The 22,633-nt window shown below is 74.5% G+C and carries 19 protein-coding genes and 1 pseudogene; 8 read left to right on the top strand and 12 right to left on the bottom strand.

Annotated elements, in window-relative coordinates; all coding sequences use genetic code 11:
- Positions 1 to 735, bottom strand: a pseudogene (locus ACFQ87_RS26620) (hypothetical protein); the annotation flags it as partial.
- A gap of 472 nt (positions 736 to 1,207) precedes the next feature.
- On the opposite strand from ACFQ87_RS26620, the gene ACFQ87_RS26615 reads away from it, so the two are divergent.
- Entirely contained in the window at positions 1,208 to 2,689 is a 1,482-nt protein-coding gene (locus tag ACFQ87_RS26615) for a hypothetical protein (protein WP_380613340.1), read from the top strand.
- A 57-nt stretch (positions 2,690 to 2,746) separates the two neighbouring features.
- On the opposite strand, the gene ACFQ87_RS26610 is transcribed toward ACFQ87_RS26615, so the two are convergent.
- Positions 2,747 to 3,280, bottom strand: a complete 534-nt coding sequence (locus ACFQ87_RS26610; RefSeq protein WP_380613339.1) for a hypothetical protein — start codon at positions 3,278 to 3,280, stop codon at positions 2,747 to 2,749.
- A 287-nt stretch (positions 3,281 to 3,567) separates the two neighbouring features.
- Here ACFQ87_RS26610 and ACFQ87_RS26605 point away from each other — a divergent pair, with 287 nt between their 5' ends.
- Positions 3,568 to 5,067 carry a HEAT repeat domain-containing protein gene (locus ACFQ87_RS26605; protein ID WP_380613338.1) on the top strand — a complete coding sequence of 500 codons (1,500 nt, stop codon included), beginning with the start codon at positions 3,568 to 3,570 and terminating at the stop codon, positions 5,065 to 5,067.
- Between the two features lie 111 nt (positions 5,068 to 5,178).
- On the opposite strand, the gene ACFQ87_RS26600 is transcribed toward ACFQ87_RS26605, so the two are convergent.
- The 3 genes from ACFQ87_RS26600 to ACFQ87_RS26590 all read right to left on the bottom strand — a co-directional run bounded on the left by ACFQ87_RS26600 (position 5,179) and on the right by ACFQ87_RS26590 (position 7,633).
- Complete coding sequence (locus ACFQ87_RS26600) at positions 5,179 to 6,015, bottom strand: undecaprenyl-diphosphate phosphatase (RefSeq protein WP_380613381.1); 837 nt, start codon at positions 6,013 to 6,015, stop codon at positions 5,179 to 5,181.
- A gap of 256 nt (positions 6,016 to 6,271) precedes the next feature.
- Entirely contained in the window at positions 6,272 to 6,985 is a 714-nt protein-coding gene (locus ACFQ87_RS26595; RefSeq protein WP_380613337.1) for a class I SAM-dependent methyltransferase, read from the bottom strand.
- A gap of 96 nt (positions 6,986 to 7,081) precedes the next feature.
- Positions 7,082 to 7,633: a PadR family transcriptional regulator gene (locus ACFQ87_RS26590; RefSeq protein ID WP_380613336.1), complete on the bottom strand. Its 552-nt coding sequence runs from the start codon at positions 7,631 to 7,633 to the stop codon at positions 7,082 to 7,084.
- 150 nt (positions 7,634 to 7,783) lie between these two features.
- Here ACFQ87_RS26590 and ACFQ87_RS26585 point away from each other — a divergent pair, with 150 nt between their 5' ends.
- A complete protein-coding gene (locus tag ACFQ87_RS26585; RefSeq protein WP_380613335.1) occupies positions 7,784 to 8,554 on the top strand; it encodes an alpha/beta fold hydrolase in 771 nt (256 codons plus the stop codon).
- 60 nt (positions 8,555 to 8,614) lie between these two features.
- On the top strand, positions 8,615 to 9,550 hold the full coding sequence (locus ACFQ87_RS26580) for an aminoglycoside phosphotransferase family protein (protein ID WP_380613334.1): 936 nt from the start codon (positions 8,615 to 8,617) through the stop codon (positions 9,548 to 9,550).
- A gap of 20 nt (positions 9,551 to 9,570) precedes the next feature.
- On the opposite strand, the gene ACFQ87_RS26575 is transcribed toward ACFQ87_RS26580, so the two are convergent.
- The 5 genes from ACFQ87_RS26575 to ACFQ87_RS26555 form a co-directional block, all read right to left on the bottom strand.
- Positions 9,571 to 10,425: a biotin-dependent carboxyltransferase family protein gene (locus ACFQ87_RS26575; protein ID WP_380613380.1), complete on the bottom strand. Its 855-nt coding sequence runs from the start codon at positions 10,423 to 10,425 to the stop codon at positions 9,571 to 9,573.
- A gap of 45 nt (positions 10,426 to 10,470) precedes the next feature.
- On the bottom strand, positions 10,471 to 11,082 hold the full coding sequence (locus tag ACFQ87_RS26570; RefSeq protein WP_380613333.1) for an allophanate hydrolase subunit 1: 612 nt from the start codon (positions 11,080 to 11,082) through the stop codon (positions 10,471 to 10,473).
- Positions 11,079 to 11,855, bottom strand: a complete 777-nt coding sequence (locus ACFQ87_RS26565) for a LamB/YcsF family protein (RefSeq protein ID WP_380613331.1) — start codon at positions 11,853 to 11,855, stop codon at positions 11,079 to 11,081. The genes ACFQ87_RS26570 and ACFQ87_RS26565 overlap by 4 nt, the downstream gene beginning before the upstream one ends.
- Positions 11,856 to 11,996: 141 nt before the next feature.
- A complete protein-coding gene (locus tag ACFQ87_RS26560) occupies positions 11,997 to 12,521 on the bottom strand; it encodes a hypothetical protein (RefSeq protein WP_380613330.1) in 525 nt (174 codons plus the stop codon).
- Positions 12,522 to 12,603: 82 nt separating this feature from the next.
- The gene (locus tag ACFQ87_RS26555; RefSeq protein WP_380613329.1) at positions 12,604 to 12,774 is read right to left on the bottom strand and encodes a hypothetical protein; all 171 of its coding nucleotides are present in this window, start codon (positions 12,772 to 12,774) and stop codon (positions 12,604 to 12,606) included.
- Between the two features lie 377 nt (positions 12,775 to 13,151).
- Here ACFQ87_RS26555 and ACFQ87_RS26550 point away from each other — a divergent pair, with 377 nt between their 5' ends.
- The 4 genes from ACFQ87_RS26550 (at position 13,152) to ACFQ87_RS26535 (ending at position 21,124) form a co-directional block, all read left to right on the top strand.
- A complete protein-coding gene (locus ACFQ87_RS26550; RefSeq protein ID WP_380613328.1) occupies positions 13,152 to 14,708 on the top strand; it encodes a hypothetical protein in 1,557 nt (518 codons plus the stop codon).
- A 147-nt stretch (positions 14,709 to 14,855) separates the two neighbouring features.
- Positions 14,856 to 15,731 carry a hypothetical protein gene (locus ACFQ87_RS26545; RefSeq protein WP_380613327.1) on the top strand — a complete coding sequence of 292 codons (876 nt, stop codon included), beginning with the start codon at positions 14,856 to 14,858 and terminating at the stop codon, positions 15,729 to 15,731.
- 43 nt (positions 15,732 to 15,774) lie between these two features.
- The gene (locus ACFQ87_RS26540) at positions 15,775 to 20,340 is read left to right on the top strand and encodes a hypothetical protein (RefSeq protein WP_380613326.1); all 4,566 of its coding nucleotides are present in this window, start codon (positions 15,775 to 15,777) and stop codon (positions 20,338 to 20,340) included.
- A 19-nt stretch (positions 20,341 to 20,359) separates the two neighbouring features.
- A complete protein-coding gene (locus ACFQ87_RS26535) occupies positions 20,360 to 21,124 on the top strand; it encodes a metallophosphoesterase (RefSeq protein ID WP_380613325.1) in 765 nt (254 codons plus the stop codon).
- On the opposite strand, the gene ACFQ87_RS26530 is transcribed toward ACFQ87_RS26535, so the two are convergent.
- Complete coding sequence (locus ACFQ87_RS26530) at positions 21,121 to 22,035, bottom strand: hypothetical protein (RefSeq protein ID WP_380613324.1); 915 nt, start codon at positions 22,033 to 22,035, stop codon at positions 21,121 to 21,123. The genes ACFQ87_RS26535 and ACFQ87_RS26530 overlap by 4 nt on opposite strands.
- Positions 22,036 to 22,084: 49 nt before the next feature.
- Positions 22,085 to 22,501: a hypothetical protein gene (locus ACFQ87_RS26525; protein ID WP_380613323.1), complete on the bottom strand. Its 417-nt coding sequence runs from the start codon at positions 22,499 to 22,501 to the stop codon at positions 22,085 to 22,087.
- Between the last annotated feature and the right edge of the window lie 132 nt (positions 22,502 to 22,633).

Below are 22,633 nucleotides of genomic sequence, written 5' to 3'. Positions count from 1 at the left end.
GGGGCGGGGGGGCGGAGGGGGGGGGGGCGGGGGGGCAGAGAAGAGCAGTGCAGGAGCTTCGGGGGGGGGGGGTGGGGGGGTGGGGGGTTTTTCGGGGGCGTCGCGCTGCCGGGGACCCCGCTCCACGACCAGCACGCAGCGGTCGTGGTCGGCCGCGACCAGCCGGGGCAGCCGCACCGGCGGGCGGTGCCGGACGAACGCCCGGTAGACCGCGACCTCGTGGTGGAAGTCGGCCACCAGCTGCTCGAAGTACTCACTCCGCACCGCCTGCGGCGCCAGGCACTTGGCGACCACCGGCGCCCGCCCGATGGTGCCCGCCACCAGGATGTGGCGGCTGCCCTCGCGCAGGACCTGGCGCGGGGTGAACGCCGGACATATCCGCGCGACGCTCGCCAACGCGGCCCGTACCGCCGGGGTCTGCAGCGCCGACGGGTCGATCCGGTCGGGTCCGGCCGGCTGGCCGGGCCGTCGCGCGCGCAGCACCTGGCCGTCGGCCTGGCGGGCGAGCGGGAGGCGGTGGCCGGGCGGCGGGGCGACCTCGGGGCCGCGCAGTCCCAGCGCCGTACGGCCGGCCGGGACCCGGGCGTCCGTGGACCGGCCCTCGGTGCCGCGCGGAGCCACCGGACGGCTCGCCGGGGGCACCTGCTTCGGGCCGGGACGGCCGGCGGCTGCGGTGGGGGGGCGCAGCGCGGTGCGGGTCGCGGTCGGCGTGGGGGTGGTCGCTGAGGAGTACATGGGCTGAGGGTGGTCCCTTCCGGTCCGTCGGCGGGTTCTCCCCGCGGGGGCGGGGGAGGGCCGGTGCCGTGTGCTTCCTGGTGCGACGGCGGCCCTGCTTCGGTCGGTGGGTGGTGCGCGGGCGCCGGGCACGGACACGGGGTCGGAACCCCTGTTCGGCAGTGCTCCGGCCGTCCGCACCCTGGGGAATGCGGTCGGCCGGATCGCCGTGGCCGTGCCCGGCGCCCCCGCGCCACCCGGCCGCGCCACCCCCTCGGGTGAGGACCGGGAGCGTCCCGTGCCACGGTCGGGTGACTGCCCCGACCCTGGTGGGACGCCGCCCGACCCGAGGGGCGAGGTGGCGCACCCCTACAACACACCCATCGGGCACTGGCTTAGTAGTCTGGCGGGCCCTGGCGAACGGTGGCGAATGCTCGCCTGGCACTTGCCCGAGCCTCTAGCCTCGAAGAAGCCGAGGAACCTGGGGGCTTCATTGAGCAGGGGACCCAACACCCGACTCGCCGATCTGTTCGTCCTGACCGGATGGTCCAAGGGCGAGTTGGCGCGGCTGGTCAACCGTCGAGGTGCCGCGCTGGGGCAGCAGCAGCTGTCCACCGACACGTCGAGGGTACGGCGTTGGATCGAGCAGGGGGAGATCCCGCGCGATCCGGTGCCGAGGGTGCTGGCAGCCGTGTTCACGGAGCGGCTCGGCCGTGTCGTCACCACTGAGGACCTCGGTCTGGAACGACACCGGCCCACCAGGTCCGGAGCGGAGCCGTCCGCAGCAGTGCCATGGTCGCCGGGTCGAACAGCCGCGGTCCTCACCGAGTTCACGGGAATGGACCTCATGCTGAACCGACGTGGATTGGTGGGCGCTGGAGCCGCGCTCACAGCCGGGGCGGTCATCGCCGACTCGCTGAAGGGCTGGCTGGGCGGGGACGCCGTCGCGTACGCGGCCTCGGTGCCCGGGCCGCGCCAGGTGGTCACCGGGGGCGGAGCGCGCCCGGTGGTGGACGTGTACGACGCGGGCCCGGTCGGGCTCGACGAGGTGGAGTCGCTGGAACGTTCGGTGCAGGTGTTCCGGGCCTGGGACGCGGCGCGTGGCGGAGGGCTCCAGCGCAAGGCGGTTGTGGGTCAACTCAACGAGGTGGGCGGTCTCCTGACGAGTCGCCACAATCCGCTGGTGGAGCAGCGGTTGTGGCTGGTCGCGGCCAACCTCGCGGTGCTCGCGGGTTGGATGTCGCACGACGTGGGCCTGGAGCCCACCGCCCAGCGCTACTTCATGATCGCGGCCGAGGCGGCCAAGGAGGCCGGCGACCGGCCGCGGGCCGGCGAGGCGATCTCCCGGGCGGCGCGGCAGATGGTGCACCTGGGCCGGGCCGACGACGCGATCGACCTGATGTCGGCGGCCAAGGCCTCGGGCGGCCGGCTGCTGCCCAGAACGCGCGCGATGTTCAACACCGTCGAGGCCTGGGCGCACGCCTCGATCGGCCACTCCCAGGACACCTACCGCCTCCTCGGCGAGGCGGAGGAGTTGTTCACCGAGGACGCGCAGGAGCCGGCGCCGAACTGGATGCAGGTCTTCGACGAGGCGGAGCTGCGCGGCATGCAGGCCCTGGTGCTGCGCACGCTGTCCGAGCACGACCAGTCGGCGGCCGCCCTGGCCCGGCGGCACGCGGAGCGGGTGATCGCCCTGCGGGAGGGAACCGGTCAGCTGCGCTCGGCGCTGTTCGACCGGATCACCCTGGCCTCGGTGCACTGGATCACCGGAGAACCGGACGCGGCGGAGTTCCAGGCCAAGATGGTGATGAACCTGATCGGCCAGAACTCCTCGCACCGGACCTGGGACCGGCTGCGCGAGATGTACCGGCTGACCGCGCGGTACCGGGGACTGCCGGTGGTGGACGAGCTGCGGGCGGAGCTCGGGCGGGAGTTGCGGGCGGTGGACGCCAAGAACCGGCCGCGGCTGTCGTGAGGCGGGCGGCTCGCGCGAGCCGTTCGAGGAGGAGCGGGGCCGCGGGGTCGCGGTGGCTCAGGCCGGCGGTGCCGGCCGGAGCAGCATCCGCAGCGCGGTGACGGTGCCGTCCGCGCCGAGCACGGGTTCGCCCGCGCACTCGACGCTGTCGTGCCGTCCGTCGGTCCGGCGGAACCGCAGGGTGCCGGCGGCCGGGCGGCCGTGCACCAGGGCGTCGGTCATCATCCGGCGCAGCATCGGCCGGTCCGCCTCGGGGAGGCGGTCGGGCAGCCGGTCGAGGCTGAGCGGGCCGTGGCCCGGGTCGCAGCCGAGGAGGAGGTAGGTCTCCGCGTTCCACTGGATGCCGTCGGTCAGCAGGTCCCACTCGGCCGAGCCGACGATCCGGTCGTCGGTGCCGCCGTTGTCGATGTGGGGGCCGGACGGCTCCTGCGCCGTGCCGTCCACTCTGCCGTCCGTTCCGCTGTCGGCGCCGTCGCCCGTCTCGTCGCGGGAGCGGTCCGTGCCGCCCGCGGAGCCCGGGCCGTCCGCGCCCGCCGGGCCGTCCACCGCGGCGCTGTCCGGCGGGCGGGTGGCACCTAAAGGCATGTTCATGACGGGTCCATCGCTCGGTGCGACCAGCCGTGTGCGGGTCGTTGGGGTAGTGAGAAGACTGTCGCACAGCGTTCTCATCGCTGTGGGCGATTTGGACAGATCGCAGGCAAAATTCCCCTGGCATATGCCACTGTGGCAGCAGCCTTCGTCGCCCTGTGTGCGGAAGGGAGCGCGAGGCGGTAACCTTCGGTGATTCCGGCGCCCGGGCGCCCACCGCAGTACCGACCAGAGACCCCGGCGACGGAAATCCCGTTGCCACTACGACCGCCGCAACGGATGCTGACCTCATGTTCGAGCCAGTGATAGCACCCAGTGCCAGCCTCCTAGGCCTCCTGCAGCGAGGCCGTGGTGACGGGCAGCTCCATGCGCTGGCCGCCGACCGTGCCGAGGCCATCGCCGCGCTGGAGGAGTGCGTCACCAGGGATCCGCGGGCCGACTGGCAGGTCGAGAGCCGCTCCCTCTACTACGCCCGCCTCTACATGGAGCTGGAGGCCTCCCTCGACGGGATCGAGGACCACCTCCACTCCGCCGAGGACCTCGTCAGTGACGACGAGAACCGCACCGGTCTCGCCCTCTCCGTCCTGGGCCACCTCGCCGCCTACGGCCGGCGCGACGCGCTGCTGATGCTGCGCGAGTACGCCGCCACGGGTGCCAACTGGGCCTGGGCCCTGGACGAGCTCGCCCTTCGCGACGACGACCGCGGCCTGCTGCTGCTCGGCACCGCCGTGCTGGACCGCTTCCCGCCGGGCCCCGAGGGCGACGCCGAACTGCGCGACTTCATCCGCAACGCGTACGAGCCCCGGCCCTGGCGGCTGTGGGCGGCCTACCACCCGAGAGTCGCCGCGGCGAGCGAGCAGTCGCCCTTCGACCTCTGGCAGCGCCAGCTGAACCGCAGCGGCGTCACCCCGGGCTGGTCCACCGCCGACGTGCTGGCCTGGGCCGACCAGGGCGAGCTGGGCGGTCTCGGCGCCAGCGCCTTCCTGGCCCGCCCTGAGCCCGAGCGGGCCGAGGACGACCCGTCCGCGCCCGACGCCGTGGACCGCCGCGCCGCCGCGGCCGCCCGTTGCCTGACCGCCGTGGTCCGGCCCGAGGACCGTCCGGTCCTGCTGGAGGCCGCCCGCGACGGCCTGCCCGGCGCCCGGCGGGCCGCCCTGCGCTACCTGGTCGACCAACGGGATCCGGTCGCGATCGAACTGATCGAGGCTGCCGCAGCTGACGTGGACGAGCGGATCGTGCGGGCCGCGCTGGAGCTGTTCGGCCGGATGCGCGGCCCCGAGGTGCTGGCGCAGGCCCGCCGCTGGGCCGACCCGGCCAGCGGGGGCGCCGACAGCGCGCTCGGAGAGGCGGCCGTCCGACTGCTCGCCGACGCCGGGGAGCCGGCCGACGCGCCGCTGGTGGTCGCCGGGCTGCGCCGCTGGATGTCCGTGCGCGGGGTCAGCGGCCCCGGGCTCGGTTCGCTGGTCGACGGTGCGGGGCGGCTGGCCGCCGCCGACGCCGTACCGGTCCTGCGCCACATCTACGGGGAGGCTGCCTCCTCCGAACTGCGCGGCCGTGCCGCCCGGGCGCTCGCCGCCACCGATGTGCACTTCCCCGAGGGGCCCGCCGTCGAGTGCCTCTGGGACTGCGAGGAGTCCACGCGCGAGCTCGCCGCGCGCCATGTCGCCACCACGGGCGACGCGCGCGTGCTGGAGCGGCTGCGAAGGCTCGCCGCCGACCCGGCCGAGGAGGCCGAGGTCCACGCCGCCGTCCGCGGCCGATTGACCGCAGCCCGGGAGTTCGGGCGCTAGGTCCTCAACGTTCAGTGGGCCGGGGCACCGTGCAGGTGTCCCGGCCCACCGCTTTTCAGGCGTCTTCACGTTGTCTTCTGTGGAACGGCGTTCGACTTGTGGAACGCCGTTCTACTTGATCGCACCCGCGTCCGGGGCCAGCACGCCGCCCGCCACCAGGCCGATGATCAGGACGCCGAGCAGCACCCGGTAGACCACGAACGGCATAAAGCTGTTGTTCGAGATGTACTTGAGGAACCAGGCGATCGCCGCATAGCCGACCACGAAGGCGATCAGGGTGGCCAGGACGGTCGGCCCCCAGGCCGGGGCCGGGCCCTCGCCGATCTTGAACAGCTCCAGCGTCCCCGAGGCGAGCACCGCCGGGATCGCGAGTAGGAAGGAGTAGCGGGCTGCCGCTTCCCGGCTGTAGCCGAGCAGCAGGCCCGCGCTGATCGTGCCGCCGGAGCGGGAGACGCCCGGGATCAGCGCCAGCGCCTGGGCGAAGCCGAAGCCGGCCGCGTGCGGCAGGGTCAGGTCGGTGATCGGACGGGCACGGCGGTCGGCGCGGGTGCGGTCGGCGACGGCCAGGATCAGGCCGAAGACGATCAGTGTGGTGCCGATGATCCGGAGATCGCGCAGATGGGTCTCGACGGTGTCCTGGAACAGCTTGCCGAGGACGCCGATCGGCAGGGTGCCGATGATCACGAACCAGCCCATCCGGGCGTCCGGTTCGGAGCGCAGCGTCGGGCGGACCAGCGACAGCGCCCAGGTCCGGACGATCGCGGCGATGTCCCGGCGGAAGTAGATCAGCACCGCCGCCTCGGTGCCCAGCTGGGTGACGGCGGTGAAGGCCGCTCCCGGGTCGTCCCAGCCCAAGAGGGCGGAGAACACCCGCAGATGCGCGCTGGAGGAGACGGGCAGGAACTCGGTGAGCCCCTGGATCAGGCCGAGAACGGCCCGTGGAACCAGTCGATCACCAGGCGCCCGCCAGGGGTATCGGACGGGCGTCGTACCGGTGCGGCATGAGCGGGTCCTTGCGGGTCGGAGCGGGCGTGCGGACGACCGCGACCCGCGCGGACCAGGCCGCGCGCGGGCCCGGCGCGCGGCCGATGGTACGGGGTGAAGGTGACAGTTCTTTGTTTACCCTTTAATCGGCCTTTGCGCTCATCGATTGCGCTCTCCGGCCGCGCTCTCTGTGAAGCCCCGCGCTTCGGGCCGCCACGGCTCAGCCGAGCGGCCGGGCCCTGACCCAGGTGCGGTCCTCCGTCAGGTACCGCTCGACCTGCAGGCCGGCGTCCGCCAGGGCCTGTTCGAAGGCCTCCGTGCTGAGCGGGCGGGAGAGGAAGGTCTGCGTCCAGGTGCCGTCCGGGAATTCGTACTGCGCGTGGACGGAGTTCACCCCGTCACCCACCGGTGTGGCGGAGAGGATCCGGGCGATCCCGTCCGTCCCGATCCGGCTCTCGCGCGGCACGTTCAGGTGCCAGTCCTCGCCCTCGCGCTGCACCAGCACGCAGCCGTCCTCGGCGACATGGCGGCGGCAGGTCTCCAGCAGGCCCCGGCGGACGGCCACATCGCCGGCGTGCACCAGGAAGGAGGCGAGCATGACGACGTCGAAGCGCTCGCCGAGGTCCAGCCGCTCGATCGGGCTGCGCACGGTGCGGATGCCTCCGCGCACCCGGCCCAGCATCTCGGCGGACTCGTCCACGGCCGTCACGGTGAAGCCGCGGTCGACCAGCGGGTGGGTCATCCGGCCGACGCCGCAGCCCAGTTCGAGGATGCGCGCGCCGGGCGGCACGGCGGCCTCGATCACGTCCGGTGCGTCGCCCACCGGGAGGCGGGTCCATACCTCGACTGCGCAGCCGTCGGGGGTGATCGCGCCCGCGCCCGTGCCGTCGTAACCCTCGCGTCGTACGTCGTCCGTGTGTGTGTCGTTGCCCATGGGGCCATCGGAACACGGGCGGGGTCGGGCGGGAAGGACGGTACGGCGTCTTTCGGTCAGTGCGTCAGTGCGTCGGTGCGTCAACTCGTCGGTGCGTCAGCTCGTCGCTCCGCCGGTTCGTTCGGCCTCCGTCAGCTCGGCCAGGGTGGCGCGCAGCCAGGAGAGTTCGGCCTCGGTCGTCGCGCGGGCGGTCAGCAGCAGGCCGCGACGGAACGGATCGGCGAACTCCTCGGCGCTGCGCGGGCGGTCGCCCTCGTAGTAGAAGCTGGCCGGCTCGGAGAGGAAGTCCAGCCGGCGGCGGAGCACGGCGGCCTGGATGGCCGGGTCGTCGAGGTGGCGCAGGAAGGAGAGCACAGTGGTCCAGCGGTTGCCGTCGCTGATGTCCAGCGGCTCGGGCTCGCGCAACCGGTCGAGCAGGGCGGCGCGGCCGGCCTCGGTGAGGTGCAGCGTGTGTCGGGGAGCGGCGGCGCTGCCGGGCTCGGTCCGGCGGACCAGCAGGCCGTCGGCCTCCAGGCGCTTGATCGCGGGGTAGAGCGTGCCGTCGCTGATCGGGCGGATGTGGCCGGTGAGCCCGGCCAGGTGGCGGCGCAGCTCGTAGCCGTGCAGCGGCCGGTCGTACAGGAATCCGAGGATCGCGAGCTTCAGCATGGGGCCACTCTCTCAGATCAGCCACTCGGGGCATTGGTATATCGATGCCGTGATACATCGATGTCGAGGTATGCTCTTGGCAATTCCCTCGAACCACCCGAGCCACTCGAACCATTCGAGCGAGCCACTTCGAACCAGGAGCGTGCGCGCATGCGTGAAGCCCTCGTCACCCCGAACGGCGACCGGATCCGCTGGGTCGAGCTGCCCGGCGCCGAGCCCGCCAGGCTCTACCTGCACGGGCTGGGCGCCAGCTCGCCGGTCTACTTCGCCGCCGCTGCCGCCCACCCGCTGCTCGCCGGGCGCCGCTCGCTGCTGCTCGACCTGCTCGGCTTCGGCATCAGCGACCGGCCCGCCGACTTCGACTACACCCTGGAGGCGCACGCCGACGCCGTCGCGGCGGCCGTCGCGACGGCCGGGCTGAACCGGGTCGAGGTGGTCGGCCACAGCATGGGCGGCGCGATCGCGATCGTCCTGGCGCACCGGCATCCCGAACTGGTCGCGCGGCTGCTCCTGGTGGACGCCAACCTGGACCCGATCGCCCCCAGCCGCCAGAGGATCGGCAGCAGCGGGATCGCCGGCTACACCGAGGCGGAATTCCTGGCCGGCGGGCGGGAGGAGGTCGCCGAGCGGGTCGGACCGTTCTGGTGGTCGACGATGCGGCTGGCCGGCCCGGAGGGCCTGTACCGCAGCGCCGCGCACCTCGCCCGGGGGAGCGAGCCGACGATGCGCGAACTGCTGCTCGGGCTCGACCTCCCGCGCACCTTCCTGCACCCGGCGGCGGACGGCGACCCGGAGGGCGTCGACGGGCTGCGCGCGGCGGGCGTGCGGGTGGTGGCCGTGCCGGACTGCGGGCACAACATCATGCTCGACAATCCGGAGGGCTTCGCGTCGGCGGCCGCGGCGGCACTGCGCGCGGATTGAGTCCGAACCGGGTTGAGCGCGAACTAGGCTGAGCGGGACCGCCCGAGAGGAGCCCGTTCGATGCCCGTCGAGGTCCCCGAAGTCCCGCCCGCGCTGGCCCGGTCGCTGGAGGAGTTGCTCGGCGCTGAGGGACGCGCCTGGGTGGCCCGACTTCCCGCCCTGGCGGGCGAGTTGCTGGACCGCTGGGAGCTGTGCCCGGACGGACCGGCGGCACACGGTGTGGCCGGACTGGTGCTACCGGTGCGACGGGCCGACGGAACGCCCGCGGCGCTGAAGCTCCAACCCGTGGACGAGGAGACGGCCGGCGAGCCCGACGCCCTGCGGGCCTGGGACGGGCGGGGTGCCGTCCGCCTGCTCGACCATGAACCGGCCTCCGGCTCGATGCTGTTGGAACGGCTGGACCCGTCGCGCTCGCTACTCGGCCTGCCCGACCACCTCGCGGCGCTGCGTGTGCTCGCCGAGCTGCTACGTCAGTTGACGCAGCATCAGGCACCCGCTCAACTGCGGACGTTGACCGGCCTCGCGGACGGGCTGCTGGTGCGGGCGCCAGCCGCGGCCGGCGCCCTCGCCGACCCGGACGAGCGACGGCTGCTCGCCGACTGTGCGGCCGCCCTGCGCGAGGTGCGGGCCGAGTCCGGCGACCGGCTGCTGCACTGGGACCTGCACTACGGCAACGTCCTCGCCCCGCTGCCGGGCACCGGCCGCGGGCCCTGGCTGGCCGTCGACCCCAAGCCGCTCGCCGGGCACCCCGGCTTCGAGCTGCTGCCCGCGCTGCGCAACCGCTGGAACGACCTGCAGGCCGGCGGCGCCCCCGACCGGGCGCTGCGGCTGCGCTTCGACCTCCTGCTGGACGTACTGGAGTTGGACCGGGAGGTGGCGGCGGCCTGGACGCTGGCCCGGGTGCTGCAGAATGCGGCCTGGGCGGCGGAGGAGGGCGAGGCGACGCTCGACCCGGCCCAACGCGTCATCGCGGAGCTGCTGTTGGGCCGGGCCTGAAGACCTCGGCGCTCCCGGCCTCAGCGCTTCCGCAGCAGCACGAAGCGCACCGGCGTTCCCGGCTGGGCCTGGGCGGCCGCGGCCGGATCGGCGGCCGGGACGACGCCGATCACCGGATAGCAGCCGGTGGTCGGATGGTCGGCCAGGAAGACCACCGGCTGCCGGTCCGGCGGGATCTGCACCGCTCCCAACACCATGCCCTCGCTGGGTAGTTCGCCCTCCGGGGCGCGGTCCACGGCAGGCCCCTCGGTGCGCAGTCCGATCCGGTTGCTCGTGGCGGAGACCCGGTAGCCGTCCCGGGCCAGCCGGTCCACCGCCGAGGGCGCGAACCAGTCCGCGCGCGGGCCGAGCCGCAGCCGCAGCACCAGCTCGGCCGGGGGAGCGGGCAGCGGCACCGGGTCGGCCCGGTCCCGGTACGGCGACGGTGTGCCGACCGGTAGCCGGTCGCCCGCGGTCAGCGGGGCGGGCCCGAGGCCGGAGAGCAGGTCGGCGGAGCGGCTGCCCAGCACCGGCGGAACGGCGATCCCGCCCGCCACCGCCAGGTAGCCGCGCACCCCGGCGGTCGCCGCGTCGACCGCGACCACCGCCCCGGCCGGCACCGCGACCGGCGCGCCCCAGGCGGCCGTTCGTCCGTCGACCGTCACCGGTGCCGGTGCGCCCGTGACGGCGATCAGCACCGGCCCGAGGGCGCGCAGCGCGACCCCGCCGAGCGTGGTCTCCAGCCCGGCCGCCGCCGGCCCGTTGCCGACCAGCCGGTTCGCCGCCCCCAGCGCCGGTCCGTCCAGCGCGCCCGCCCTGGGCACCCCGAGGTGGGCGACACCGCGCCGCCCGAGGCCCCGGACGGTGGTCAGCGGTCCGGGCCGCACCACCTGCAGTGTGCTCGACTCAGCGCGCCCCCAAGCCTGTCCCCGGATCCGTTCCTAGGCCCGTTCCGCCGTGAACCGCACCCGCACCCCCGGCGTCAGCAGTGCCGCGGGCTCGCGCACCGGGTCCCAGAGCGCCAGCGCGGTGCGGCCGATCAGCTGCCAGCCGCCGGGGGAGGGGCTCGGGTAGGCGCCGGTGTACGGGCCGGCCAGGGCGACCGAGCCGGCCGGGACGGAGCTGCGCGGGGTGTCCCGGCGGGGCACCCCGTACCGCTCCGGCAGTCCGGTGAGGTAGCCGAAGCCGGGTGCGAAGCCGCAGAAGGCGACCACGTACTCCGGTTCGGTGTGGATCCGCACGGCCGCCTCCTCGGAGACCCCCCAGAGTGGGTCGGCGCCGTCGTAGACGGTCGGGACCTCCACCAGCGGCCCGCCCGCCGTCGCGGCCGCCCGTGGACGGGCGGTGCGCAGCAGCGCCGCCACCGCCGGGACGTCCGCGACGCCGTCCAGCAGCACCGTGCGCGCGGCAGGCACCAGTTCGTCGACCTCGCCGAGTTCCCCGGCCTCCTGTCGCTCGCGCAGCCAGCCGTACAGCGCGGCGACCTCGGCCGTCCCCGGGAGTTCGACCAGCAGCGCCCGCTCGCCGACCCGCCGGACCCCGCCGACCGTCATGTGAACGCCTCCACCCGGACTCCGGCGGAGGCGAGGGCGCCGCGGATCCGCCAGGCGAGTTGGGCGGCGCCGGGGGTGTCGCCGTGGACGCACAGCGAGCGGGCCTCGACGCCGATCCGCTCGCCGCCGACCGCCTCAACCGTGCCGTCCCGGGCGATGCCGACGGCGCGGGTGATCACCGACTCGGGGTCGTGCACCACCGCGTCGGGCTCGCGGCGCGGGACGAGGGTGCCGGCCCAGGTGTAGGCGCGGTCGGCGAAGGCCTCGCTGACCACCGGGAGTCCGACGCCGTCGGCGACGTCGAGCAGCCGGGAGCCGGGCAGTCCGAGGACGGGCAGCGGTCCGTCGCAGACCGCGCCCGCCCGGAGCACCCCGGCCACCACGGCCTCGGCCTGTTCGGAGTCGGCGACCACCCGGTTGTAGAGGGCGCCGTGCGGCTTGACGTAGGAGACCCGCGAGCCCGCGGCGCGGGCGAAGACCTGGAGGGCGCCGATCTGGTAGGCGATCTCGTCGGCGAGCTCCTCCGGGGGGACGTCCATCGCGCGGCGGCCGAAGCCGGCCAGGTCGCGGTAGGAGACCTGGGCGCCGATCCGGACGCCGCGTTCGGCGGCCAGTGCGCAGACCCGGCGCATGGTCGACGGGTCCCCGGCGTGGAAGCCGCAGGCGACGTTGGCGCTGGTCACCACGGACAGCAGTGCCTCGTCATCGGTCAGGCTCCAGCGCCCGAACCCCTCGCCGAGGTCCGCATTGAGATCGATCACCGCATCGGCCACGCCCGTCCGCCTCCCACCAGCTGTTGAGCCAGATGGTAGGGCCTGCGGGTGAAGCCCGGTGTCCGTGACCCGGGCCCCCGGAGGGCCCACCGGCGCGCGGTCTCAGCTCGCGCGCCCCGGGGCGGCTCGGGGGCCGCCGACTCAGCTCGCGGCCAGGCGTTCTTGGAAGGAACGTTCCAGCGGACGCAGGGACCGCAACACGATCAGCAGCGGAATGACGCCCAGGATTCCGAACGACATGTCGATAAACCGCCACGCCACCGGAATCCCGCGCAGCGGTCCGCAGATCAGCGCCAGGGGGATCACGGCACCGCAGGCGAGTACCGCCCAGCGGATCACCCAGATGTTGCGGACCGGGTCCTTGAGCGGCCCCCGGAAGGCGGCGGCGATCACCAGGTGGGCGAAGGCCAGCCAGTCGGTGCCGTACGCCAGGAAGGGGTAGCGCTCGTCGGTCTCGGCGACGCCCCGGTGGACCCGTTCGAACCAGGCGAGGGTGGCCGGGAAGTGGTCGGTCAGCGGGGCGGCCGGGCCGGAGGCGAAGTCGACCAGCCAGCGGGTCTCGGTCTCCAGCGGGAAGGCGGTCAGGCCGCTGAGCACCAGGCAGACCACGAAGAACCGGAGCCACCGCCGGGCCCGCCGCAGGATGACCGCAGGGTCGCCGTCCATCTCGCACACCTCCCGCGCGCGCCGAGCACGCGCACATGCCGAAAGTGCAGGCGGGCCTTGTCCCGTCTGCGCACAGTCGACTCTAGACCCTAGATTTGAACGTGTTCAACATGCTCTCCCCGGCGGCCGCCGGAGCGGTGGCCGAGCAGAAGGGCGGCCCGCAGGGCACGTGCGCGGCCGGCACCCCGCCGAAGGCGATCGAGCCGTACGCCAGGTTGCTGCCCTGGACGTACACCTGGGCCCCGCCGGCCACCGGCCCGCTGGCTGCCGGGTGCCGATCAGCACGGCGTCCAGGTGGCGGCCGTCCGGCAGGACGCTCACGAGACGGTCACGTGCCGGGCCGCGGGGCTCGGCACGTCGGCCGGTGCGGCGACGGCGGCACCGGTGGTGAGGGCGGTCACGGACAACGCAGCCACGAGGCCGCTTTCGCCAGTCGGGTGATCATGCGTCGATCATCACGGGACCCTCCGGCTGCCCTCGCGGATTTGTCGAATACCGGTTCGGGAATGGCGGAATCCCGTCGAAACCCCGTTCTGAATCCGGCCCGCACACCGCCTCCCACCTGCCGTCCGGCCCGCTCGCAAGGTCCGTTTCGGTCGATGTCGGTGCGAACCTCTAATCTTGTCCACCGTGACCGCCATCGCTGACCCGCCCACCGAGCACGGCCTCCGGCCGCCCGCCGGGCCCGCCGCCCCCGCGCGGCCCGCGCCCGGCCCCGCCGCCGACGAAGGCCTGGCCCGCCGGCTCAAGGCGCTGGCCTGCACGGCCCCGCTCCACGACCTGGACAACCGCAAGGTCAACCTGGCCGGCGAGTACGGCGGCTACGCGATGGCCGAGGTCGGCCTCGCCGCGATCGACCTGGTCACCCTGCACATGGACTTCGACACCGGGGCCGACCGCGAGATAGTGCTCGCCCGGCTGCTGCCCCGGGTCGCCGCCCAGGCCCCGACCCGTCACACCGCCGAGCACGAGCGGGTCGCCCGCTGGGTGCTGGAGTCGCTGATCAACGTCGGCAGCGTGGACCGCGGTTTCCGCGCCGTCTACGGCACCTTCGGCGCGGACGGCGAGTACGTCCGGCGCGACTACGACTTCAAGCTGATCGAGGAGGTCCCCGGCCCCGACGGCGGCGTCTACCTGCGCACCACCGACGAGGCCGTCAACGTCCTGGTCGGCGCGCTCGACACCGACGTCACCTCGGCGCAGATCGCCGCCGAGGTCAAGCTGGAGGTGCTGATCCGCCGCGGCCGGCTGGCCGACGCCCAGCTCGCCGCCGAGCAGGCCCGTTACCGCACCGTCCAGTACGCCGAGACGCTGCGCCGCGCCCTCGACGCCACCCGCCGTAACGTCCGGGCCGTCGACTGGATGCGCGCCGTCCCGGACCTCATCGACGAGGCGCTGGACCACATCGCCGACCGTTACCGGCACGAGAACGCGATTCTCACCAACATTCGCAAGGCCCGCGACGAGGCCGAGCCCCACACGCCTGAAGGGGCGGAGCACAAGCGCCGCGCCGCCGAGCTGCTCGACATCGTCAAGGACTGCATCCGCCGCCACACGAAGCTGCAGACCCGCCTGCTGGAGGCCGGCCCGCTGTTCCGCGCCGAGCAGGACCGCCAGGCCTTCGCCACCCCCGGAGCCCGTAGCGGCATCGACCTGTACGGACAGCTGCTCGCCCCCGTGCTGCGGCTGCCGATAGAGCAGGCCGTCCGCCCTACCGGCGCCTTCTTCACCCGCGGCGCCGGACTGCGCACGCCCGTCTCCGTCCGGGTCGCCGACCTGGTCGACCTGCTGCTCACCCCGCCGGTCGAGCGAGAGCACCTCGGCGCCGAACTGCCCGACCCGGACCTGGTCGCCACCCCGGACGACAGCCGCTTCTCCGAAGCCCAGCTGGAATCCGCCCTGGAGCTGCTCGACCTGCCCCCGGACGCCCCCCGTCGGCTCTCCGGCCTGCTCGCCGACGCCCGCAAGCAGGACCCGGAACTCCCCTACCTGGTCGCCCTGTTGGCCGTGCACGCGGCCAGCCCGCCGGTCGGCACCGCCTACCGCCAGGGCGAGGAGCGGCTGCTGTTCGCCGTGGACGACGGCACCCCGCTGCGCGACCCGGAGTTCGGCGGCGCCGACCTGATCGTCGGCAGCGCCCTGCTCGACGCGGTCGGGATGGCGGCCGACCGCAAGGACGCCGGCTGACCGGCCGGGCAGCGGCCTTCCAGGCGCCAGACCTTCCAGGCATCGAGATTCCAGGCACCCGACCTTCCAGGCACCGACCGTGACGCACCACCAGACACCGCGACCAGCAACTGGCCGCAACAGCAACAGCCCCGAGGAGCACCGCCCGTGACGACCCACCACGACACGTCCTGGGCGGCGGAGACCGAACCCGCGGCCCCCGCGCCGATCACCCCCGCCGACGTCGCCGACGCCGCCCGGCTGGTCTCCTTCGGTCTCCAGGCCAAGCTGCTCCCGGCCCGCGACGCCGAATACGCCGAACTCGTCCGCCGCCACCGCGAGGACCCGCCGTTCGCCCGCCTCGCCGACGCCATCGCCACCGGCATGGGCCTGGTCGTCCTGGAGGTCTCGCCGCGGGCCGGCATGGCCGTCGCCGCCGCCGAGGACTCGCTGTTCGCCGTCCGGATGGGCGACTACTCGCGCCGCGCCGCCTCCGAGTCCACCGACCGCTTCCTGCACGGCCTGGCCCACCTCGCCGTCGCCGCGATGGCCTTCCCCCGCCCCGAGGACCTCGCCGACGACGGCTACCTCGGCCGGATCACCGTCAACGGCGTCGACTCCTTCGTCCGCCAGGCCTGCCGCCGGCTGGAGGAGCAGGCCGACGCCGAGGGCGCCAACACCGACCCGGCCTCCGACGCCCCCGGCCTGGAGGCCGCCTGGCGGGTCTGGGCCCGGCGCACCGCCACCGGCGCCACCAAGGACGCCCGTCGCCTCGCCGGCTCCACCATCGGCATCGTCGCCAAGGCCGTCATGTTCCTGGTCGACTCCGGCTTCCTGCAGAAGGTCTCCGACGACTCCGGCGGCACCTACCGCACCACCGCCCGCTATCAGCTCCAGGTCCGCGACCTGGCCGGGAGCGCCGCGATGGCCGAACTGCTCGACCTCGGCATCGTCCCGGTCTCCGACGGCACCGCCAGCCTGCTGCCGCCGGACACCGGAGACGAGCTGGTCGCCGACGCCGGCCTGCCGTTCCACTCGCTCTGACAACCCCACAGACGCCCCACAGACGCACGGAGAACCGCCGCACATGTACGAGCTCAACCGGGTCCGCCTCTACTCGATCGGACCGGCCGGCGCCCGCTACGCCGACACGGTGCTCGACCTGCGCGGCGTCGGCGAGCCCGTCGCCGACCCGGCCCCGCAGCAGATCGGCCTGTTCGGTGAGGACACCGACGGCCCGGTCCGCCGCCCCGCCCCGGCCGGCGTGCTCTTCCTGGAGAACGGCGGCGGCAAGTCCGTCCTGCTCAAGCTGATCTTCTCGGTGATGCTCCCCGGCCACCGCAACACCCTCGGCGGTGCCAGCTCCGGCGTGCTGCGCAAGTTCCTGCTCGCCGACGACTGCGGCCACGTCGCCCTGGAGTGGCAGCACACCGTCACCGGCGAGCTGATCGTGGTCGGCAAGGTCAGCGAGTGGCGCGGCCGCCAGGTCTCCTCCGACCCGCGCAAGTTCGCCGAGACCTGGTACTCCTTCCGCCCCGGCCCCGGCCTCACCCTCGACTCGCTGCCGGTCGCCGAACGGGTCAGCCTGGCCGGCGACCAGAAGGCCCGCGGCCGCCGCCGCACCATGAAGGGCTTCCGCGACGCCCTCACCGAGGCCGGCAAGGCCCACCCCCACCTCGACCTGGTCTTCGAGGACGGCCACGACCGCTGGACCGAGCACCTCGGCGAACTCGGCCTCGACCCCGAACTCTTCCGCTACCAGCGCGAGATGAACGCCGACGAGGGCGAGGCGGCCGGCCTCTTCGCGGTCAAGCACGACAGCGACTTCACCGACCTGCTGCTGCGCGCCGTCACCGACACCCGGGACACCGACGGCCTCGCCGACCTCGTGCACGGCTTCGCCGCCAAGCTCGGCCGCCGCGCCGAACTCACCGCCGAACGCGACTTCACCGCCGGCTCGCTCGACCTGCTGGAACGCATCGTCGAGGCCACCACCGCCCGCGAGACCGTCCGCGAGGCCCACCGCACCGCCGAACGCCGCACCCGCCGCCTCGCCCACGCCCTCACCTCCCGCGCCGCCGCCGAACGCGACCGCGCCCAGGACCTCGCCATCGAGGTCGCCGCCGCCGCGAGCGCCGTCACCGCCGCCGAGGCGGACCGCACCCGGCACAGCCTGATCGCCGACGAACTCACCCACCGGCACGCCACGTTGAGCCTCGCCGCGGCCACCGCCGAGGCCGCCGCACTGCGCCGCGAACTCATCGACGCCCGCACCCTGCACTCCGCCTGGCAGGCCGCCGAAGCCGTCCTGCGCCACCGCGCCGCCGCCGACCGGGTCGCCCGGGTCGCCGCAGCCATCCGCGAGGCCGAGCTGGACGCCGCCCCCGCGCTCGCCGCCCGCGCCGCCGCCGCCACCGCGCTCGCCCGCGCCCTGGAGACCGCCGCCGCGGCCGCCGAGTCCCGCGCCGACACCGAGGAGCAGCGCGCCGGCGAGCTCCAGGCGGACGGCGCCAGGGCGCAGTCCGACGCCACCGAGGCCGCCACCGCCGCCCAGAAGGCCCGCAGCGAGGCCGAGCACCTGCGCCAGCGCCTCGCCGAGGTCGAGCAGGAGACCGCCGCCGCCGTCGAGGCCGGCTTCATCGACGCCGACGGCGACGTAGACCCGGCCCGCGCCGCACTGCACGCCGCCGACGTCGAGAAGGCCGCCGCCGCTGCCCTCGCCCAGGCCCGCACCGCCGCCGAGGCCTCCGCCGCCCGGCTGCGCGAGGCCGCCGCGGCCACCTCGCGCGCCGAACTCGCCGCCGAGCGGGCCGGCGACGCCCGCAAGGGCGCCGCCCGGGCCCTGGCCGCCGAACAGCGCACCGCTGCCCTGCTCGCCACCGAGCAGCGGCTCGCCGACCTGCTCTCCCTGACCCCGTACCAGGACGGGGCCGAGGAGGATGCCGGCTTCCTCACCCCCGCCGTGCTCGACCGCAACGCCGAGTACCTGCGCGAACTCCTCGACGAGGCCATCGCCACCGCCGAGCGCACCCTGTTCGACCTGCGCACCGCCGCCGCCGACGACTCCCGCATCCTCGCCGCGCTCGGCGACGGCGGCCTGCTGCCGCCCGGCCCCGACGTGCTGGCCACCGTCGAGTACCTCGCCGAGCACGGCATCCCGGCCCTGCCCGGCTGGCGCTACCTCGCCCAGTCCGTCGACCCGGCCGACCACGAGGCGATCCTCGCCGCCCGCCCCGAACTGGTCGACGGCGTCGTGGTCACCGACCCGTCCTCGCTGGAGCGCGCCCGCGAGGCCTTGCAGGCCGCCGCCCTGCTGCCGCGCTCCACCGTGGCCGTGGGCGCCGCCGCCTCACTGATCGCCCCGATCACCGACGAGCCCGCGTTCTTCCTGGTGCCGCCGAACCCGGCCATGCACGACGAGTCCGCCGCCGATGGCGAGCGCCGCGAACTGCGCGCCCGCGCCAGTGCCCGCGAGGAGCACATCCGCGAACTCGCCGGCCGCCTCGGCGCCGACCGCGCCCTCGCCGCCCGCCTCGCCTCCTGGCACGCCAGCTGCCCGCCCGGCACCCTCGCCGAACTCGCCGCCGCCGCCGAGGCCGCCCGCGAGCACGCCGAGCAGTCCGCCGCCGCGCTGGCCACCCTGCGCGCCGACCACGACGAGGCCGAGACCGACCACGCCACCGCCGCCTCCGCGCACGAGGAGCACCGCGAGGCCGCCCAGCGCGCCCGCCGCCGCGCCGACGCCCTCTCCGGCCTCGCCTTCCGACTGCGCGAACGCGCCAACTGGGGCCGCCGCCAGCGCGAGTTGGGCGAGGACGCCGCCGAGTGCGACCGCCGCCAGGCCGTCTGCGCCGAACGCGCCCGCACCTGCGACGAGGACCGCCGCGCCGCCCAGCGCGCCGCCGACGACGCCCGCCGCACCGGCCGCGCGCTGCGCGCCGAACGCGCCGAGATCCCCGCCGCCGAGCAGTCCGACGAGCCCGCCGAGCAGATCGCCCCCGCCGCACTGCCCGCCCTGCGCGAGGCCTACCGGGCCGCCTCCCAGCTCTACGAGAAGGTCGGCGTCGGCGCCGACCTGCGCGCCGAACAGGCCCGCGCCGAGGGTGACGAGGCCGGTGCCGCAGCCGAACTCGACCGCCTCACCAACAAGGTCCGCACCCGCGCCGAGGAACTGCTCGGCAGCCCCGACGGCGCCGACGGCCCGGCCCGCCAGGCCGCCGCCGCCCGCGCCGAGGAGCTGGTCGCCACCATCGAGGCCCGCTCCGCCGCCGCCAGCGAGCAGCTCGGCCGGCTGCGCGGCGAGGCCGAACGCTCCGCCCCCGCCGACGGCGAGGCGCACACCGAGCTGCCCGAGGACCTCGTCCCCACCGACCCCGAGCACGCCCAGACCCTGCTGCGCACCGCCACCAGCCGGCTCGCCGAGTGCCGCGAGGCCGTGGACTCGGCCCGCACCGCACACTCCGACCTCCAGCGCACCTTCGACACCGCCCAGTCCGCCGCCGCCGACTTCGACGAACTGGCCGGCCAACTGCGCGACGGCCTGCGCGACCACCAGGAGGACACGGACGACCCGGCCGAGCCGTACCTCGGCTCCCTGGCCGAGGCCCGGACCACCGCCACCGAGGCCCGACGCACCCTTCGTACCGCGGCCGGCGAGTTGTCCTCCGCCGAACTCGCCGTCCGCGACGCCTCCGACGCGCTGGTCCGGCACGCCAACGCCGCCCGCTACGAGGCCGTCCGCACCCCCGCCCGCCAGCAGATCCGTGAACTGCCCGCCTCCGCGCTGCCCGAGCACGCCGCCGCCTGGGCCGCCGCGTTCGCGCCCCGGCTGCGGGTGCTCACCGACGAGCTCACCCAGCTGGAGAAGAACCGCGGCTCGATCGTGGACCGGCTGCGCGGCCTGGTCGAGTCCTCGCTCACCACCCTGCGCGCCGCCCAGCGGCTGTCCCGGCTGCCCGAGGGCCTGGGGGAGTGGTCCGGCCAGGAGTTCCTGCGGATCCGCTTCGAGGACCCGGACCACGCCACCCTGGTCGAGCGCCTCGGCGAGGTCATCGACGAGGCCACCCGCGCCGCCGTCAAGAAGAACAGCGACCTGCGCCGCGACGGCATGTCCCTGCTGCTGCGCGGTGTCGCCGCCGCGATCGGCCCCAAGGGCGTCAGCGTCGAGATCCTCAAGCCCGACGCGGTGCTGCGCGCGGAGCGGGTGGGCGTCGGCCAGATGTCCGACGTCTTCTCCGGCGGCCAGCTGCTCACCGCGGCCATCGCGCTCTACTGCACGATGGCCGCGCTGCGCGCCAACGACCGCGGCCAGTCCCAGCTGCGCCACGCGGGCACGCTGTTCCTGGACAACCCGATCGGCCGCGCCAACGCCACCTACCTGCTGGAGCTCCAGCGGGCCGTGGCCGACGCGCTCGGCGTCCAGCTCATCTACACCACCGGCCTGTTCGACACCACGGCGCTCGCCGAGTTCCCACTGGTGATCCGCCTGCGCAACGACGCCGACCTGCGGGCCGGCCTCAAGTACATCTCGGTGGAGGAGCACCTGCGCCCCGGCCTGCCGGCCCAGCCTGACCCGGACGGCCCGACCATCCACGGCGAGATCACCGCCACCCGGATGTTCAAGCGCCCCGCGGAGGTTCCCGCGCAGTCCTGAACTGACTAGCGTGATCACCATGCTGACGATCGCGCACCTCAGTGACATCCACCTCGGCCAGGACCACCGCCGGGACCGCGGCAAGCGGGCTCGGCGGCGGGCCGAGCAGGTGATGGCGTACCTCAATGCCCTGCCCGGCCCGCTGGACGCGGTGCTGGTCACCGGCGACCTCGCCGACCACGGCCTGCCCGCCGAGTACGAGCAGGTGGCCAAGGTGCTGACCTCCCGACACCCGGTGCTCACCTGTCCCGGCAACCACGACACCCGGGCGCCGTACCGGGAGGTGCTGCTCGGCGAGGAGCCGGGGGAGGAGCCGGTGAACCGGCTGCACCGACTGCCCGGCGCCGACGTGCTGATGCTCGACTCGTCCATCCCCGGTCAGCACGACGGCCTGCTGGACGACCGCACGCTCGACTGGCTGGACGCCCGACTCGCCGAAGGCCGCACCGAGTTGCCCGCCCTGGTGGCCTTCCACCACCCGCCGGTCGAACTGCACATACCGATGGTCGACGGGATCCGCCAGTTCGGCGAGGAGCGGCTGGCGCAGGTGCTGAGCCGCCACCCCCGGGTCGCCGCCCTGCTCTGCGGCCACTCCCACACCCCCGCCGCGACCACCTTCGCCGGACTGCCGGTGCTGGTCGCGCCCGGCGTGGTCTCCACCATCACGCTGCCCTGCGAGGGCGGGCGCGGCATCTCCTTCGACCACCCGCCGATGCTCGCCTTCCACGTCCTGGACGGCGACCGGCGGCTGACCACCCACTACCGGGCGGTCCCGCTGGACTAGCTGTCCTTCAACCGGCGCAGGACCGCCATGAGTTCGGCGGGCGGCGCGATGGAGAAGGAGCGCTGGGCCTCGTCGATCTGAGTCAGGTTGGTGACCGTGCCCTGGTGCCACCAGTAGAGCCGGGGCGAGAGCGGCCCCGGGTTCTCCGAGTGGACGCGCAGCGCGATCGAGGCCAAGTCGTTGACGGCGCCCGCCACCTGCGGTTCGGCCAACGGGTGGAAGAACAGGTAGTCCCGGCTGGGCGCGGTGAACAGGGCACCGTCCTGCGCGAGTTCGCGTCCGGTCACCGCGCGGGCCAACTCGTCCAGCACCAGCGCCTTGCTGGCCGTGAACATCGAGTCGCCGGTCACCGCGTACAGGGTCGAGCCCTCGGTCGGGCCCTCCAGGGCGTCGCACTCCACCGGATCGGCGATCAGGTTGGCCCGCCCGGCGGCCCGCAGCCGCTCCAGTCCGACCTCGGCGACGAAGCGGTCGTCCAACGCCCGCACGGTGTCGGAAAGGTCGAGGTAGAGCGCCTCCATCAGGCCGGTCGCGACCGGCCGGAGGTAGCTGAAGGAGGACGCCGTCTCGGCCGGGATCGCGTCGTCGGCGAGCAGTCGGAGGTAGGCGCAGCGGAGGACGTCGTCCCGGCTCTGCGGGGTGGACTCGCCGGCGCCGGCTAGGGCGCGGAAGTGGCGCTCCACCAGCTGGGGCCACTCGCCCGGCTCGGCGCGGCGGCAGAACTCGGCGAGGTTGTACAGGTTGCTGGTGCCCTCGGCTCGCTGGACGGTCCGGCCGGCGACGGTCGCCCGCACACCGATGCCCGCGTGGTACTGCCGGACCAGCTCACGCAGGTGGTCGGCCTGGTCGGTCGTCAGGGCGGTGAGGTCGGGGTCGTACTGGGGTGCTGCCTTGGAACGGAAGAACTCCATGCGCCCGACTCCAGGGGAGTGCCCTGACGCCGGGTCGGGTGTCGTCCGGCTACGCGGTCGGCACCCGGCGCTGGTACGGCTGCTGCGGCGGGTGCGGGTGCGGGTGCGGGTGCGGGTGCTGGGGCGGGTACGGCTGCGGCGGCGCGCCGCCGGGGCGGGGGAGCGGCCGGGCGGCCGGCGGTTCGGGGGCCACCCGGCCGCCCGCCATCGGGTACGCGGAGTTCGGCCCGCGCATCCGCTGGGCGGCGACCTGGCGGGAGATCAGGATCTCCAACAGGCACCACATCGTGCCGAACACTCCGAGCCCCATCGCCATCAGCGCGGGCGTCATCAGCCAACTGCCCGCGTACGACGCCAAGGTCGCGACCACCACACCCACCAGGGTGAAGGCCAGGCAGAGCACCGCCCGGACTGCGGCGGCGCGCACCTCGTCGGGCAGGCGGCGACGGCGGCGTGGCACGGACATCGGGCGACCCCCAGGCGCGAATTCGATGGCGGACACGGAACGGGCGCACACAAAAAGCGCCCCCCTGCCTCACTCTGCCCCACCGAACCAGGACTATGCGTCCGAATCCACCGAACTGCTGCCAAATCGTGC

This window comes from Kitasatospora sp. NPDC056531, assembly GCF_042794375.1.
GTDB lineage: Bacteria > Actinomycetota > Actinomycetes > Streptomycetales > Streptomycetaceae > Kitasatospora.
The sequence above is the reverse complement of the archived record's forward strand: the minus strand, read 5'-3'. Positions and strand labels throughout refer to the sequence as shown.

What these genes read in the sequence shown, in the direction of transcription:
- ACFQ87_RS26610 (WP_380613339.1), bottom strand. Translation starts at nt 3,280, where the DNA reads ATGAACATGCCTTTAGGTGCCACCCGCCCGCCGGACAGCGCCGCGGTG.
- ACFQ87_RS26605 (WP_380613338.1), top strand. Translation starts at nt 3,568, where the DNA reads ATGTTCGAGCCAGTGATAGCACCCAGTGCCAGCCTCCTAGGCCTCCTG.
- ACFQ87_RS26595 (WP_380613337.1), bottom strand. Translation starts at nt 6,985, where the DNA reads ATGGGCAACGACACACACACGGACGACGTACGACGCGAGGGTTACGAC.
- ACFQ87_RS26590 (WP_380613336.1), bottom strand. Translation starts at nt 7,633, where the DNA reads ATGCTGAAGCTCGCGATCCTCGGATTCCTGTACGACCGGCCGCTGCAC.
- ACFQ87_RS26585 (WP_380613335.1), top strand. Translation starts at nt 7,784, where the DNA reads ATGCGTGAAGCCCTCGTCACCCCGAACGGCGACCGGATCCGCTGGGTC.
- ACFQ87_RS26580 (WP_380613334.1), top strand. Translation starts at nt 8,615, where the DNA reads ATGCCCGTCGAGGTCCCCGAAGTCCCGCCCGCGCTGGCCCGGTCGCTG.
- ACFQ87_RS26570 (WP_380613333.1), bottom strand. Translation starts at nt 11,082, where the DNA reads ATGACGGTCGGCGGGGTCCGGCGGGTCGGCGAGCGGGCGCTGCTGGTC.
- ACFQ87_RS26560 (WP_380613330.1), bottom strand. Translation starts at nt 12,521, where the DNA reads ATGGACGGCGACCCTGCGGTCATCCTGCGGCGGGCCCGGCGGTGGCTC.
- ACFQ87_RS26540 (WP_380613326.1), top strand. Translation starts at nt 15,775, where the DNA reads ATGTACGAGCTCAACCGGGTCCGCCTCTACTCGATCGGACCGGCCGGC.
- ACFQ87_RS26535 (WP_380613325.1), top strand. Translation starts at nt 20,360, where the DNA reads ATGCTGACGATCGCGCACCTCAGTGACATCCACCTCGGCCAGGACCAC.
- ACFQ87_RS26530 (WP_380613324.1), bottom strand. Translation starts at nt 22,035, where the DNA reads ATGGAGTTCTTCCGTTCCAAGGCAGCACCCCAGTACGACCCCGACCTC.
- ACFQ87_RS26525 (WP_380613323.1), bottom strand. Translation starts at nt 22,501, where the DNA reads ATGTCCGTGCCACGCCGCCGTCGCCGCCTGCCCGACGAGGTGCGCGCC.